Source organism: Burkholderia sp. BCC1985 (assembly GCF_905339915.1).
GTDB lineage: Bacteria > Pseudomonadota > Gammaproteobacteria > Burkholderiales > Burkholderiaceae > Burkholderia.
In genome coordinates this window covers 1-14,805 of record NZ_CAJPGY010000026.1, presented here as the reverse complement: position 1 = coordinate 14,805, position 14,805 = coordinate 1, and the positions used below count along the sequence as shown (strand labels likewise).

General features: G+C 67.6%; 11 protein-coding genes. 4 read left to right on the top strand and 7 right to left on the bottom strand.

What is annotated here, in order from left to right; genetic code table 11:
* Nucleotides 1–257 precede the first annotated feature (257 nt).
* Genes U4Z31_RS24455 through U4Z31_RS24445 form a run of 3 tightly spaced genes read right to left on the bottom strand, consistent with a single transcriptional unit; the run spans nt 258 to nt 6,164 of the window.
* Complete coding sequence (locus tag U4Z31_RS24455; protein ID WP_321811589.1) at nt 258–1,754, bottom strand: efflux transporter outer membrane subunit; 1,497 nt, start codon at nt 1,752–1,754, stop codon at nt 258–260.
* Entirely contained in the window at nt 1,751–4,924 is a 3,174-nt protein-coding gene (locus tag U4Z31_RS24450; RefSeq protein WP_321811588.1) for a multidrug efflux RND transporter permease subunit, read from the bottom strand. The genes U4Z31_RS24455 and U4Z31_RS24450 overlap by 4 nt, the downstream gene beginning before the upstream one ends.
* A 13-nt stretch (nt 4,925–4,937) precedes the next feature.
* A complete protein-coding gene (locus U4Z31_RS24445; RefSeq protein ID WP_044846697.1) occupies nt 4,938–6,164 on the bottom strand; it encodes an efflux RND transporter periplasmic adaptor subunit in 1,227 nt (408 codons plus the stop codon).
* 79 nt (nt 6,165–6,243) lie between these two features.
* Here U4Z31_RS24445 and soxR point away from each other — a divergent pair, with 79 nt between their 5' ends.
* Nucleotides 6,244–6,720, top strand: a complete 477-nt coding sequence (gene soxR, locus U4Z31_RS24440; RefSeq protein WP_044846696.1) for a redox-sensitive transcriptional activator SoxR — start codon at nt 6,244–6,246, stop codon at nt 6,718–6,720.
* 211 nt (nt 6,721–6,931) lie between these two features.
* Here the strand turns inward: soxR and U4Z31_RS24435 are convergent, their stop codons facing one another.
* On the bottom strand, nt 6,932–7,585 hold the full coding sequence (locus tag U4Z31_RS24435; protein WP_124892734.1) for a TetR/AcrR family transcriptional regulator: 654 nt from the start codon (nt 7,583–7,585) through the stop codon (nt 6,932–6,934).
* A 146-nt stretch (nt 7,586–7,731) separates the two neighbouring features.
* Here U4Z31_RS24435 and U4Z31_RS24430 point away from each other — a divergent pair, with 146 nt between their 5' ends.
* Together U4Z31_RS24430 and U4Z31_RS24425 are read left to right on the top strand one after the other, a co-directional pair.
* Nucleotides 7,732–9,024, top strand: coding sequence for an NAD(P)/FAD-dependent oxidoreductase (locus U4Z31_RS24430; RefSeq protein ID WP_321811587.1), 1,293 nt, complete (start codon nt 7,732–7,734; stop codon nt 9,022–9,024).
* 44 nt (nt 9,025–9,068) lie between these two features.
* The gene (locus tag U4Z31_RS24425; RefSeq protein ID WP_321811586.1) at nt 9,069–9,458 is read left to right on the top strand and encodes a DUF3331 domain-containing protein; all 390 of its coding nucleotides are present in this window, start codon (nt 9,069–9,071) and stop codon (nt 9,456–9,458) included.
* Here the strand turns inward: U4Z31_RS24425 and U4Z31_RS24420 are convergent.
* Both U4Z31_RS24420 and ggt read right to left on the bottom strand, forming a co-directional pair.
* Nucleotides 9,455–10,783 (bottom strand): dicarboxylate/amino acid:cation symporter, encoded by a 1,329-nt coding sequence (locus tag U4Z31_RS24420; RefSeq protein ID WP_321811585.1) that lies wholly within the window; start codon nt 10,781–10,783, stop codon nt 9,455–9,457. The genes U4Z31_RS24425 and U4Z31_RS24420 overlap by 4 nt on opposite strands.
* 227 nt (nt 10,784–11,010) lie before the next feature.
* The gene (gene ggt / locus U4Z31_RS24415; protein WP_321811584.1) at nt 11,011–12,762 is read right to left on the bottom strand and encodes a gamma-glutamyltransferase; all 1,752 of its coding nucleotides are present in this window, start codon (nt 12,760–12,762) and stop codon (nt 11,011–11,013) included.
* A gap of 368 nt (nt 12,763–13,130) precedes the next feature.
* Here ggt and U4Z31_RS24410 point away from each other — a divergent pair, with 368 nt between their 5' ends.
* On the top strand, nt 13,131–14,009 hold the full coding sequence (locus U4Z31_RS24410) for a MurR/RpiR family transcriptional regulator (protein WP_321811583.1): 879 nt from the start codon (nt 13,131–13,133) through the stop codon (nt 14,007–14,009).
* A 27-nt stretch (nt 14,010–14,036) separates the two neighbouring features.
* Here U4Z31_RS24410 and U4Z31_RS24405 read toward each other — a convergent pair.
* Nucleotides 14,037–14,805: AAA-associated domain-containing protein (locus tag U4Z31_RS24405; RefSeq protein ID WP_321811582.1), on the bottom strand; the 769-nt coding region annotated here is incomplete at its 5' end.

Genomic DNA, 14,805 nt, shown 5'->3' with positions numbered 1-14,805 from the left:
GGCGATGCAAGGTGCGCCGGGCCGCCGCCGGCGCGCGAGCCGGCCGGCGATCCGGCCCCGCTGAACGGCCGGCATCGCTGTGAGGCAGGCGCACGGAGTGCCATGCCGATCCACGGGACTGGCGCCGCATCGACCGTCGTCAGTCCGTGCGACGCCGTTGCGGGCCGGCAACGGGGACGCAGGCGCCTACCCGGCGATGCGAAGTCGATCGCCCGGCGGGCGGACGCAACGTCCCTGCCCGCCGCGCGACCCGCGCCCTACTGCCCCGATCGCGCGAGCGGACCGGCTGCCTGCTGCGCCGTTCCCGACGGCCAGCCGCCTGCGAGCGCCTTGTACAGCGCGACCGTCGATGCCGCGCTGCGCGTCCGCCCGTCGGCCGCCGCGTCCTGCGCCTGCAGCAGCGTCCGTTGCGCGTCGAGCACTTCGTAGTAGTCGATCGCACCGGCCGAGAAGCGCGTCTGTGCAAGCTGTGCCGCGCGAGCGCTGTCGTCCGCCGCGCGCACGAGGTGCGCGGTCTCCTCCCGCGTGCGGGCGACACGCAGCAGCGCGTTCTCCGTTTCCTCCAGCGCGCCGAGCACGGTCTGCCGGTACTGCGCGAGCTGGCCGGCCGCGTCCGCGTCGCTCGCCGCGATCCGCGCGCGCACGCGGCCGACATCGAGGAACGACCAGTCGATGCCGAGCGCGATCAGGTTCGTATCGCTGCCCGCACGGAAGAATCCGTAGCTGCTCGTCGCGCTGCCGAGCAGCCCCGACAGCGTGAAGCGCGGAAACAGGTCGGCTGTCGCGACGCCGACGCGCGCGGTCGCCGCGTGCAGTCGTGCTTCGGCGGCAGCGACATCGGGGCGGCGGCGCAGCAGGTCGCCCGGCGTGCCGGGATCGATGTCGGCTGCAAGCGCCGGCAGCGGTACCGGCACGCCTTTCGATGCGGCAGCGTTCGGGATGTCGAACCGGCCGATCAGCGCATCCGGCGTCTGCCCGGTCAACACCGCGAGCCGATGCTCGTCGACGCCGATCGCCGCTTCGTACACGGCGATCCGCGACGTCGTCGATTCGTACTGCGCGCGCGCCCGCGCCGCATCGAGTTCGGAGCCACGTCCCGCGCCGACGCGCGCATTGATCAGCGCGAGCGTCTGCTTCTGGTTGTCGGCGTTCTCGCGTGCGATCCGCAGCCGCTCCTGCGAGCCGCGCAGATCCACGTACGTGCTCGCGACCTCGCCCGCGATCGCGACGCGCACCGCGCGCACGTCGGCCGCACTCGCAGCCGTTTCCGCCCGCTGCGACTCGATCGAGCGGCGCACGCGGCCGAACAGGTCGAGTTCCCACGCCGCATTGATCCCGACACTGGAGATCGGCGTGTCGCGCTGGCTGCGCGGCGCGCCGAACGCCTGGTCCCTGCTCGTCAGCTGATGGCCGATCCGGCCGCTCGCGGTAATCGTCGGATAGCGGTCGAACGCGGCCTGCGACAGCAGCGCGTTCGATGCGTCGTAGCGCGATACGGCGACCTGCAGGTCCTGGTTCGCGGCGAGCGCCGCATCGATCAGCTGCGTGAGCGCCGGATCGCCGAAGCCGCGCCAGAACGCGGCATCGGCAGCGGCCGACGCGTCGGGCGACGACGCATCGGGCGTAGCCGGATGCGTGTCGCGCGCAAAGCGCGCGGCGCTCGCCGTATCGGGCCGCCTGAAATCGGGGCCGACCGCGCACGCGGCGAGCGTCACCGACAGCGCGAGCGCGGAAAGACGGAATGCAGCGCTCATCGGTTTTCTCCTTCGAGGGTGCCGTGCTGTTCGCTCCACACGGCCGGCGTGCCGCGCGCGAGCTTGCGGATCGCCACGTAGAACACGGGCGTGAGGAACAGCCCGAACAACGTAACGCCGAGCATCCCCGCGAACACCGTGACGCCGGTGGCCGCCCGCACTTCGCTGCCCGCGCCGCCGCCGATCAGGAGCGGCACCGAGCCCGCGATGAACGCGACCGACGTCATCACGATCGGGCGCAGCCGCAGCCTGCATGCCTCAAGCGCCGCCGCGATCGCGCCCTTTCCCTGGATTTCGAGTTCACGCGCGAACTCGACGATCAGGATCGCGTTCTTGCACGCGAGCCCCATCAGCACGACGAGACCGACCTGCACGAACACGTTGTTGTCGCCGCCGGACAGCCACACGCCGAACAGCGCCGCGCACATGCAAACCGGCACGATCAGGATCACCGCAAGCGGCAGCGTCCAGCTCTCGTACAGCGACGCGAGCACCAGGAACACGAGCATCACCGCGAGCGGGAACACGACGATCGCCGCGTTGCTCTGCGTGACCTGCTGGTAACTGAGATCGGTCCATTCGAGCGTGATGCCCGGCGGCAGCACGTCCTTCGCGATCTGCTGCAGCTTCGCGATCGCCTGCGACGACGACATCGCCTTCGGATCGGCGTCGCCGATCAGGTCCGCGGCCGGATAGCCGTTGTAGCGGACGACCGGGTCCGGCCCATACGCGGGCGCGACCGTCACCATCGAGCCGATCGGCACCATCTCGCCTTTCGCGTTGCGCGTGCGCAGGTTCGCGATGTCCGCGGCCGTCTGCCGGTGACCGGCATCGGCCTGCGCCATCACGCGGTACACGCGGCCGAACGCGTTGAAGTCGTTCACGTACATCGAGCCGAGATAGACCTGCAGCGTGTTGAACAGGTCGGTGAGCGCGACGCCTTGCGCCTTCGCCTTCAGCCGGTCGACCTTCACTTCCAGCTGCGGGATGTTCGCCTGGTACGAGCTGACGGGATAACTCATCCCCGGCGTTTTTGCGACCGCGGCCTGGAACGCCGTCAGTGCCTTCTGCAATTCACCGTAGCCGAGCCCGCCGCGATCCTCGAGGTAAAGCGAGTAGCCCGAACCGTTGCCGAGGCCCTGGATCGGCGGCGGCATCAGCGCATAGGTGATGCCGCCGCCGATCGCCGCGAAGCGTGCGTTCAGGTCCGCGTTGATCTGCGCGGCGCTGCGGTGACGCTGGTCGAACGGCTTCAGGATCACGTACGAGTTCGTGATGTTCGGCGTGTTCACGCCCTGCAGCGCGTTCAGCCCGGCGAACGCCGGCACCATCTCGACGCCGTCGGTGCCGAGCGCGATCTTCGTCATCTGCTCGGTGACCGCGCTGGTGCGGGCGAGCGACGCGCCCTCCGGCAGCTTCGCGCCGGCGAACAGGTACAGCTTGTCCTGCACGGGGATGAAGCCGCCCGGCACCGCGTTGAACAGCAGCGCGGTCGCGGCGAGCAAGGCCGCATAGACCGCGAACACGGCGCCGCGCCGCTTCAGCGTGCGCGCGACCACGCCGTGATAGCGATCGGAGCTGCGCTCGAAGAAGCGGTTGAACGGATGAAACAGCCAGCCGAATGCGCGGTCGAGCACGCGGGTCAACGCGTCCTTCGGCGCGCCGTGCGGACGCAGCAGTTTCGCGGCGAGCGCGGGCGACAGCGTCAGCGAGTTGACCGCGGAGATCACCGTCGAGATCGCGATCGTCACCGCGAACTGCCTGTAGAACTGGCCCGTCACGCCCGACATGAACGCCATCGGCACGAACACCGCGCACAGCACGAGCGCGATCGCGACGATCGGCCCCGACACCTCGCGCATCGCCTGGTGCGCGGCGTCGCGCGGGCTCAAACCCCGTGCGATGTTGCGCTCGACGTTCTCGACCACCACGATCGCATCGTCGACGACGATCCCGATCGCGAGCACGAGCCCGAACAGCGTCAGCGTGTTGATCGAATAGCCGAGCAGGTAGAGCCACGCGAACGTGCCGACCACCGACACGGGCACCGCGACGAGCGGAATGATCGACGCGCGCCAGGTCTGCAGGAACAGGATCACGACGAGCACGACCAGCACGACGGCCTCGATCAGCGTGTGCTGCACCGCGCGGATCGATTCGCGCACGAACACGGTCGGGTCCCACACCGGACGATAGGCGACGCCCGGCGGGAAACGTTTCGACAGTTCGTCGAGCTTCGCATACACCGCCTTCGCGACGTCGAGCGCGTTCGCGCCAGGCGACAGGAAAATGCCGACCACGGCCGAGTGCTTGTCGTTGAAGTACGAGCGCAGCGTATAGTCGCCCGCGCCGAGCTCGATGCGCGCGACGTCGGACAGCTTCACGACCTGGCCGTCGTCGCCGTTGCGCAGCACGATGTCGCCGAATTCCTGCGCGGTGCGCAGCCGGCCGCGCACGTTGATCGACACGAGGAAGTCGTTTTTCTTCGGCGTCGGCTCCGCGCCGAGCTGGCCGGCCGACACCTGCACGTTCTGCTCGCGCACCGCGGCGATCACGTCGCTCGCGGTCAGCCCGCGCGACGCCAGCCGGTTCGGGTCGAGCCAGAGCCGCATCGCGTAGTCGCCTGAGCCGTACACGCCGACGTCGCCGATGCCGGTCAGGCGCGACAGCTCGTCCTTCACGTGCAGCGTCAGGTAGTTGCGCAGGTACAGCGAATCGCGGCTGTTGTCCGGCGAATAGAGACTCACGTACATCAGCGGCGTCGGCGACTGCTTCTGCGTGGTCACGCCGTACTGGCGCACCTCGTCCGGCAGGCGCGACAACGCCTGGCTCACGCGGTTCTGCACGCGCACGGCGGCCGTATCGGGATCGACGCCCTGCAGGAACGTGACGACGACCTGCAGGCTGCCGTCCGAACCGGCGACCGACTTCATGTACATGATGCCTTCGACGCCGTTGATCGCCTCTTCCAGCGGTTCGGCGACCGATTCGGCGATTTCCTTCGGGTTCGCGCCCGGGTACGTCGCGCGCACGACGACGCTCGGCGGCACGACTTCCGGATATTCGCCGGCCGGCAGCATCGGGATCGAGATCAGGCCGATCGCGAAGATGACGATCGACAGCACGACCGCGAAAATCGGCCGGTCGATGAAGAAGCGGGAGAAATCCATTGCGGGCCTCCCGTTACCGCGCGGCCGGCGCGCCGGCGTCGGCCACGGCCACCGCCACGGCCTGCGTGCCGCTGCCCGGGCCGGTGCCGGTGTCCGCATCCGCGCGTGCAGGCAGCACCTTCGGCTTCACCTGCGCACCCGGATAGTAGATCCGCTGCACGCCGTCGACGACCACGCGATCGCCCGGCTCCAGCCCCTTCTCGACGATCCGCTCGCCGTCCAGCGCACGGCCGATCGTGACGTCGCGACGCAGCGCCTTGTCGCCGGCGCCGATCACGTACACGTACTTGCGGTCCTGGTCGGTAAGCACCGCCTTGTCGTCGACGAGCAGCGCATCCTGGTCGCGACCGCTGACGAGCTGGACGCGCGCATAGAGGCCGGGCGTGAACGTGTGGTCCGCGTTCGGCAGCCGCACGCGCGCACGAATCGTGCCGGTTTGCGGATCGAGCCGGTTGTCGAGAAAATCGACGGTGCCCGCGTGCGGGAAACCCGTCTCGTTCGCGAGACCCACGCGCACCGGATCGGCGCCGATCGCGCGATGCTTCGGGTCGGCGCGCCGCGCGTTGTAGCGCAGGTAGCTCTGCTCGTCGCAGTCGAAATACACGTAGACGGGGTCTTGCGACACAACGGTCGTGAGCAGCGTGTCGTCGGCGCGCGCGAGGTTGCCGGCGGTCGCGATCGCGCGGCCGACACGCCCCGCGATCGGCGCACGCACCTCGGTGAAACCGAGATTGAGCTTCGCGTCGGCGACGGCCGCGTCGGCCGCCCGCAGGTCGGCGCGCGCCTGCTCGGCGGTCGCGCGCGCGTTGTCGAGTTCCTCCTGGGAAGTTGCATGCGCATCGATCAGTGTCCGCACGCGCTTGAGCTGCACATCGGCGAGGCTCGCGGCCGCGCGCGCCCGCTGCTGCTGTGCGTTCGCGCGGTCGAGCGCGATCCGGTACGGACGCGGATCGATCTCGAACAGCACCGCGCCCTGCGCGACGAGGTCGCCCTCCTTGTACGCGATGCGCTGCAGATAGCCGCTCACGCGCGGCCGCAGCTCGACCGCGTCGACTGCTTCGACGCGTCCGTTGAATTCGTCCGCGAGGCGGATCGTGCGCGGCGCGACGGTCGTCACGCCGACTTCGGGAAGCGGCTGGGCCGCCGTTTCGCCTTTGCCGTCGTGACAGCCCGACAACGCCAGCAGCAGTGCGCAGGCCGCGCCCAAAGGCGAGGTCCTGCGTAGGGATAAGGAAAGCATGATGCCTCGCGACGGGTTAAACTGCCGCGTAGCATAAAAGTTGAAGTTAACTTCAAGTCAAGCTTTCCCGGAGGGCGTCATGGGTATCGACGAAATCCCGCAATGGCCGCTGATGTCGATCCGCGAAGTGGCCGCGCGCAGCGGCGTGCCGGCATCGACGCTGCGTTTCTACGAGACACGCGGGCTCATCAAGTCGCACCGCAACGGCTCGAGCCATCGCCACTATTCGCGCGCGGTACTGCGGCTGATCGCGTTCATCGTGTTCGCGCAGAAGATCGGCTATTCGCTCGACGAGATCGCCGAACAGCTCGTGAGCCTGCCGGAAGACACCGCGCCGACCAACAAGGACTGGCAGCGGCTGTCGCGCGGCTGGAAACAGCGCGTCGCGAACCGGATCGAGGAACTGCAGCGGCTCTACATCAATCTCGACGAATGCATCGGTTGCGGCTGCCTGTCGCTGAAGCGCTGCAAGCTGACCAATCCCGAGGACCGCGCGGGACGCAATGGGCCGGGCGCACGGCGCTGGCTCGGTGATACGCCGCCCGATCTCGACTGACGCACGCGCGGCGGCCGGCGCGATGCACGATGCCGCGCCGGCGTCCCGCGTCACCCGACCCGCCCGCCCCGCCGCTCACCGCGATCGCCGTGCCCGTGAGGGCGCCAGTCTGCCCAAACGTTGACGGTTGGTAGCAATGGCAGTCCGAGCCCTGCCCGGCGTAAGGTCAATCGCGCCGGCGCGCCGGCCGGCTTCGCGTCGCGCGCGGCGTTCAGACGCTCAGGATGCCGAGCGCGACGTCGAGCACGGCCTGCCGGAACGCCTCCTGCCGCGTGGGCAGCGACGTGAACTCCAGCATCATGTGGCTGTACGACACCGTCGTGCCGACCGCGCTCGCGATCATGAAGAACAGCACGTTCGGATCGACCGGGCGGATCTCGCCGGCCTCGACCGCGTCGGCCAACAGCGGAAACATCGCGTCGTGATACGGGCGCACGATCCGCTGCTGCAGGCAGTCGAGCCGCCCGCCCTCCTCGGTCGCTGCCGTCGAGAAGAACATGCCGATGTCCGGCTCCGCGAACTCGTGATCGACGCACAGCTCGATCGCGCGCCGCACGCGCTCGCGATGCGGCAGTGACGACGTGCGCAGCGCGCGCAACGCGTCGAACAGCGGCTCGGCCAGGTCGACGATCTGCTCGACGACAGCCAGCCACAACGTCTCCTTCGCGCCGAAATGATGGGCGATCAGCGCCGCGTCGATGCCCAGCTCGCGCGCGACCTCGCGCACGCTCGTCGCGTCGTAGCCGCGCTTCGCGAACGTGCGGCGCGCGGCCCGCAATATCACGTCCGGTCCGACGGACGCCTCCGCCAGCGGCCGCCCGCGCGTACGCCGCTTCGACGGCGCGCGCTCAGTGACTTCAGCCACGTTTTCCTGCTCCCGTTGAATGAATCGAATGCCCGTGTCCGGGCCCCGGTTCGCGTCCGCGGAACCGGGTTGCCTGCCCGCTCCGTTGACACGCGAAGCCGGGAAGCGCTAGGATCATACCTTATTCATCACGTGATGATTTATTCATGACAACCCCTACTCGCATCGTGATCGTCGGTGGCGGCATCGCCGGATTGCAGCTCGCAACCCGCCTCGGCGAACGTCTCGGCCGCACCGGGCGCGCCCAGGTCACCGTGGTCGACCGCAGCCCGACCCATGTCTGGAAGCCGATGCTGCACACGATTGCGGCCGGTACGCGCGACGTGCAGCAACAGCAGGTGATCTTTCTCGCCCATGCGCGCGATCACGGCTACACGTACCAGCCCGGCGAATTGACGGGGCTCGATCGCGCGCGCCGTCGCGTGCAGCTCGGCGAGATCCGCTCGCAGGACGGCGAACGCGTGATCGACGCGCGCGAACTCGAATACGACGTGCTGATCCTCGCGCTCGGCAGCCAGGCCAACGATTTCGGCGTGCCGGGCGTGCGCGAGCACTGCTACTTCATCGACAGCCAGCGGCAGGCCGAAACCTTCAATGAAGCGCTGCGGATGCGCGTGTTCCGCAGCATCGCGCGCGACGAGCCGTTTCGCGTCGCGATCGTCGGCGCGGGCGCGACGGGCGTGGAGCTGGCGGCGGAACTGAGCCGGCTGCTGGAAGTGGCGCAGGCGTATGGCGACGCGACGGTGCGCGAGCGGCTGCGGCTCACGCTGCTCGAAAGCGGCCCGCGCATCCTCGCCGCATTTCCGCCGCGGATTTCCGCGTCGGCGCAGCGACGGCTCGAGCAGATCGGCTTTCACGTGCTGACGTCCATGCGCGTGACGGCGGCCGATGCGAACGGCTTCCACTACGGCGACGGTTCGTTCGCCGAAGCGGATCTAATGGTGTGGGCGGCGGGTGTGAAGGCGCCCGATTTCATGCAGGCACTCGGCGGGCTCGACACGAACCGCGCGAACCAGATCCTGGTCGGGCCCACGCTGCAGGCCACGGCCGACGAGCACGTGTTCGCGATCGGCGATTGCGCGAGCCTGCGGCCCGACGGCCAGGAACGGCCGCTGCCGCCCACTGCGCAGGTGGCGACCCAGCAGGCCGAACATCTCGCGAAACACCTGCCCGCCTGGCTCGACGGCAAGCCGCTGCCGCCGTTCGCGTTCCACGATTTCGGCGCGCTCGTGTCGATCAGCGACTACGACGCGTTCGGCACGCTCGGCCAATTCGGGTTCTTTCGCGGCGGCTTCATCCAGGGGCGTTTCGCGCAATTCAGCCACCTGATGCTGTACCGGCGCCACCAGCAGGCGCTGCACGGATTCTCCAAGGCGACGCTGCTGTGGCTCGCCGAACGGATCAACGGCTGCGTGCAGCCGCGCATCCGCCTGTCGTGACGCCGCGTTTCGCGGCGTCGCCCAACGTTTCGAGGAAAGCAAAGATGAGCAACAGTGCAGTTGCCTGGCTCAGGACCGTCGCCGCGATCGGCAGCTTCGACATGCCGTCCGTTTCATGGGCGGCCCCGCGACGGCGCAGCATCACGCGCGATCGCCTGCCGTCGTGGGATGCGACGAGCCAGCCGTCGATCAGCGTGCTCGAGCGGCCCACGGCCGACACCGTGATGATTTCGTGGTGCGACGCGTGCACCGGCCACTACGGCTACCAGAAGTGGCGGCTGTTCACGACGCGCAAGCGCGGCGTCTGCGCGCTGTCGGGGCGGCCGATCGCGCCCGGCGACAGCGTCTACGCGCCGCAACTGCTCGGCTCGGCGCCGGGCAACGCCGCCGCGATGGTGCTGGCGGCGTGCATCGACGAGGCGTGTGCCGCTTAAACTGACGTCGCCTGACCGGCACCATAGGCCGGATCGCGGTTCTGCCGTTCCAGTTCCGCGTCGAGATGCGCGGCATGCGCTTGTGCTTCGGACTCCGACATCAGCTCGCCCTCCCACTTCGCGACCACCGCGCTGGCGATCGAATTGCCGACCGCATTGGTGGCCGAGCGCCCCATGTCGAGGAACGTGTCGACGCCGAGAATCAGCAGCAGCCCCGCTTCCGGGATGTCGAACTGGTGCAGCGTCGCCGCGATCACGACGAGCGATGCGCGCGGCACGCCGGCCATCCCCTTCGACGTGAGCATCAGGACCAGCAGCATCGTGACCTGCGTGCCGAGCGACAGGTGAATGTTGTACGCCTGCGCGATGAACAGCGACGCGAACGTGCAGTACATCATCGAGCCGTCGAGATTGAACGAATAGCCCATCGGCATCACGAAGCTCGAGATCTTGCGCTTCACGCCGAAGCGGTCGAGCGCGTCGAGGATCTTCGGATACGCGGCTTCGGAGCTCGCCGTCGCGAACGACAGCATGAACGCTTCCTTGATCAGCACCAGCAGCTTGAATACGCGCGGCCCGAGGAACAGCAGGCCGGCGATCACGAGCGTGCTCCACAGCAGGAACAGGCTCACGTAGAAGTCGCCCATGAACACCGCGAACTTCAACAACACCGACAGCCCGTTGACCGCGACGGTCGCGGCCATCGCCGCCAGCACCGCGAGCGGCGCGAGCTTCATTACGTAGCCGGTGATCTTCAGCATCACGTGCGCCAGTTGGTCGATCGCGGCGACGAGGATCTTGCCGCGCTCGCCGAGCGCCGACAGCGCGACGCCGAAGAACATCGAGAACACGACGATCTGCAGGATCTCGTTGTTCGCCATCGCCTCGGCGATCGACTTCGGCACCATGTGGCTGACGAAATCCTTCAGCGTGAACTTGGAGGTCGCGAGATGCGCGGATGCGCCGATATCCGGCAGCGGCAGGCCGAGGTTCTCGCCCGGGCGCAGCAGGTTCGCCATCAGCAGCCCGAGCAGCAGCGAGATCAGCGACGCGGTGACGAACCAGCCGAACGCCTTCACGAACACGCGCCCCACCGACGAAGCGTCGCCCATGTGCGCGATGCCGACGACGAGCGTCGAGAACACCAGCGGGCCGATCACCATCTTGATCAGCCGCAGGAACACGTCGGACACGAGGGAGATGTAGCCGGCGATCTCGGTCGCGGACTGCTTGTCCGGAAACTGCGTATAGATCAGGTAGCCGATGAAGATACCGGCCGCCATCGCGAGCAGGATCCAGACTGCCGCAGACATTCGTTTGTTCATAACGGAACTCGACGCACGGAGCAGGAATGAAAAAAATGCGCGCGTCAGTGCCGTGCCACGGCGCGCACTGCGGGTCGGTCGGGCCCGGCATTCCGGGCACCCGCCCCGCCCGATACTGCGAACGTCCGCGAACGGACGCGCTGTCGCTGCCCCGGCGTTCGCGCGATGGCGAACGCCGGGGCAACCGTTCAGCCTGGTGCAATCAGATCAAATCAAATCAGCTCAGGTCAGTAGCCGATCGCCGAACCGGCCGGGCGGCGCGGATCGTTGACGCCGTAGATGTAGCCGACGCGCACGTTGCCCGACACCGACGAATCGTTGCCGGAACTCTGATGGCTCACCGCCTCGGTGCCGGGCAGGCCGACCATGATCAGCTCGGCGGCGCCCCACGGCGTCTGCTCGACCATCTTGTAGCCCATGTTGCGCAGGATCGCGAGCGTGTCGGGCGACAGGCCGCGGGTCTCGTAATAGACCTGGTCCGGCAGCCATTGATGATGGACGCGCGGCGCACCGACCGCATCCTGCGGCGTCATCCCGTAGTCGATCACGTTCAGCACGGTCTGCAGCGTGATCGTGATGATGCGCGAGCCGCCCGGCGAGCCGACCACCATGAACACCTTGCCGTCCTTCTTCACGATCGTCGGCGCCATCGACGACAGCGGGCGCTTGCCCGGCGCGATCGAGTTGCGCGTGCCCTGCACGAGGCCGAACAGGTTCTGCGCGCCGACCTTGACCGTGAAGTCGTCCATCTCGTCGTTCAGGAAGAAGCCCGTGCCCGGCGCGATCACCACGGCGCCGAAGCGGCCGTTGACGGTGTACGTGGTCGACACCGCATTGCCGTCGCGGTCGATGATCGAGTAGTGGGTCGTCTCCGGCTTCTCGTGCACGCCGACACCCGGCTGCACGTCGACCGATGCCGTCGCCAAGTCGCCGCTGATCTGCTTGCGGATCTCGGCCGCATACTGCTTGCTCGTCAGCTTGGCGACCGGATTGTCGATGAAGTTCGGGTCGCCCAGCAGCGTGTTGCGATCCTCGTACGCGTGGCGCATCGCCTCGGTCATGTAGTGGACCACCGACGCCGACTGGTAGCCGAACTTGCGCAGGTCATACCCTTCGAGCACATTCAGCGTCTCGCACATGGTCACGCCGCCCGAGCTCGGCGGCGGCGCCGACACGAACTCGTAGCCGCGATACGTGCAGGTCAGCGGCGCCATGTCCTGCGCGCGATACGACGCGAAATCGGCCGCCGTGATCACCCCGCCGCCGCGCTTCGCCGCGGCTTCGACGACCTTCGGAATCTCGCCGTGATAGAACGCGTCGGGGCCCTGCTCCGCGATGCGCTCGAGCGTGCGTGCCAGGTCCTTCTGCACCAGGCGGTCGCCCGGCTGCAGCGGCGTGCCGTCCGGGCGCAGGAAGATGCGCGCGGCTTCCGGGTCCTTCCTGAAGCGCTCGATCGTCGTGTCGAGAATGTCCGTATCGCCGCGCGTCAGCACGAAGCCGTCGCGCGCGAGCCGGATCGCCGGCGCCATCACCTGCCTGCGCGTCAGCTTGCCGTACTTGCGCTGCGCGAGGTCGAGACCCGCGACCGTGCCCGGCACGCCGACCGCGCGATAGCCGTATAGGCTGTCGTCCGGAATGACGTTGCCGTTCGCATCGAGATACATGTTCGCCGACGCCGCGGCCGGCGCGGTCTCGCGGAAGTTGATGAAGCGGTCGCGGCCGTCGGCCAGGTGCAGGGTCATGAAGCCGCCGCCGCCGATGTTGCCGCAGCACGGATTGGTCACCGCTTGCGCGTAGCCGACCGCCACGGCGGCGTCCACCGCGTTGCCGCCTTCCTTGAGGATGTCGACGCCGATCTGCGACGCGAAGTGCTGCGACGACACGACCATGCCGTTCTTCGCTTCCACCGCGGGTTCCGAAGCGGCGAGCGCGCCTGCGCTGATGGCCGACAACAGGGTGAGTACGACGAGCCGCCTCATGACGGAATCCTCCAGACGAATGACCGGGCCATGCCGGGATGCGCAACCGACTCGGAAGGCCGGACGACGCTGCTGATCCGGCATGTAATAAACCATACATCCCGGCGAGGCCGCGATCATAGCATCGGCATTTTCATGTCAAAACCTAGGGTAATTACTGAATTCCCGATGAATTTATGGAAAGGTTCCGATCGATAATGTTTAATACATTACATAATCAGCCGATTGACGACCCGAATGATGCGCCCCTCTAATCTGTGGCCTCACACGGTCCGCGGCGCGGCGATCGGCTAACATGCACGGCGTCGCCGGCAGACGCATGCCTGCCATTTGTCATTCATTCAGATAAAAACAAGCCGGAGTGCCCGATGGGGACAAGCATCAGGGCGTTGCTGCTATCCCAGATGGATAGCTTCACGCCGTCGGAACAGAAGGTCGCGCACGCGCTGCTGGAGCGCTATCCGAGCCTCGGGCTCGGGCCGATCGCGAGCTTCGCGAAGCAAGCCGAAGTCAGCGACCCGACCGTGTTCCGCTTCGTCGTGCGCATCGGCTTCCCGAACTACTCGTCGTTCCAGCAGGCGCTGCACGACGAGATCGATACCGCGATGAATTCGCCGCTCGCGCGGATGGATGCGTTCCACTCGGAATCGGGGATGCGCGACAGCCATGCGGCGATCTTCCAGCGGCTCTCGCAATCGCTTGCCACCACGATCGAGGGACTCGACGCGGCGGCGCTCGACGAAGCGGTGACGCTGCTGGCCGATCCGGAAATCCGCGTGTTCTGCGGCGGCGGGCGTTATACCGCGCCGCTCGCGTCGCTGTTTTCGTTCACGCTCGCGTATGCGCGCCCGCATGTGCAGTACGTCGAGCCGAACCTGAATCTCTCGTCGGTGTCGCTGACCGACATGGGGCCCGGCGACGTGCTGGTCATTTTCGATTTTCGCCGCTATCAGAAAGACAGCATCCGGTTCGCGCAGGCCGCGCACCAGCTCGGCGCGCGGGTGCTGCTGATCACCGACGAATGGCGCTCGCCGATCAGCGCGTTCGCCGAGATCGTGCTGCGGATCCAGGGGCGCCCGTTCGCGATGCTGCAGACCAACGTGCCGGCGCTGGCGCTCGCCGAAGCGCTGGTGATCGGCGTGACGAACCGGCTTCCTGAGTTGGCGCGGCAGCGGATGGAAAAGATCGAGCGGCTCAGTACGGGCGGCAGCGAGCAGGACGCGAATCAGCGGGATTTGCCCGAATGACGGTCGCGCGTCATTCGGGCGCGGACGTCAGCTCTCCACGTCCTCGAGACTGAACACTTCCGTCTTGTCGTTGTACGAAAAGACTTCGCCGTAACGCCCCCAGTCGATCACCGCATCGAGCGTTTCCTCGGCCGCCTCGTCCGACAGGAAATCCTCCAGCTCCTGCTCGAAACGCACACGCGGCGCACGATGGCCCGGGCGCTCGTTCAGCACCTTCTTGATCCGCGCGGCGAGCGGCACGTGCTTCAACAGATGATCCGCGAACATCAGCTTGCGCTCCTGCGTGCCGAACTCCGCGAACACGCGCGCGGGCGGCGTCAGGAACACGTCGCCTTCGCGCACGTCGGCGAAGCCGAGGTACTGCAGCACTTCGGCGATCGGAAACAGTTCGTCCACTTCCAGATGCAGCGTGCGCGCGATTTCCGGCATGTCCGCGCGGCCGTGGTACGGCGCCATCGCGAGCGTCTCGATCAGGCCGGCCATCAGGTTGGTCGACACGCGCGGCATCCAGCTGCCGAGCTCGAGCCCCTTCTTCGTCGCCTCGTTGGTCTGGCGCGCGGTCATCTTCGCGTAGATGTCGTCGACCAGCTTGCGGAAATCCGGATCCAGCCGGTTGCGCGGATGCTTGAACGGCACCTTGATCTCGGCGATCACGCGGCCCGGGTTCGACGACAGCACGAGAATCCGGTCGCACATGAACACCGCTTCCTCGATGTTGTGCGTGACGATCAGCACCGACTTGATCGGCATGCGGCCTTGCGTCCACAGGTCGAGCAGGTCGGTACGCAGCGTTTCG

Bases quoted from the DNA above. Each gene is read 5' to 3' on its own strand.
- U4Z31_RS24455 (WP_321811589.1), bottom strand. From the start codon at position 1,754: ATGAGCGCTGCATTCCGTCTTTCCGCGCTCGCGCTGTCGGTGACGCTC.
- U4Z31_RS24450 (WP_321811588.1), bottom strand. From the start codon at position 4,924: ATGGATTTCTCCCGCTTCTTCATCGACCGGCCGATTTTCGCGGTCGTG.
- U4Z31_RS24445 (WP_044846697.1), bottom strand. From the start codon at position 6,164: ATGCTTTCCTTATCCCTACGCAGGACCTCGCCTTTGGGCGCGGCCTGC.
- soxR (WP_044846696.1), top strand. From the start codon at position 6,244: ATGGGTATCGACGAAATCCCGCAATGGCCGCTGATGTCGATCCGCGAA.
- U4Z31_RS24430 (WP_321811587.1), top strand. From the start codon at position 7,732: ATGACAACCCCTACTCGCATCGTGATCGTCGGTGGCGGCATCGCCGGA.
- U4Z31_RS24425 (WP_321811586.1), top strand. From the start codon at position 9,069: ATGAGCAACAGTGCAGTTGCCTGGCTCAGGACCGTCGCCGCGATCGGC.
- U4Z31_RS24420 (WP_321811585.1), bottom strand. From the start codon at position 10,783: ATGAACAAACGAATGTCTGCGGCAGTCTGGATCCTGCTCGCGATGGCG.
- ggt (WP_321811584.1), bottom strand. From the start codon at position 12,762: ATGAGGCGGCTCGTCGTACTCACCCTGTTGTCGGCCATCAGCGCAGGC.
- U4Z31_RS24410 (WP_321811583.1), top strand. From the start codon at position 13,131: ATGGGGACAAGCATCAGGGCGTTGCTGCTATCCCAGATGGATAGCTTC.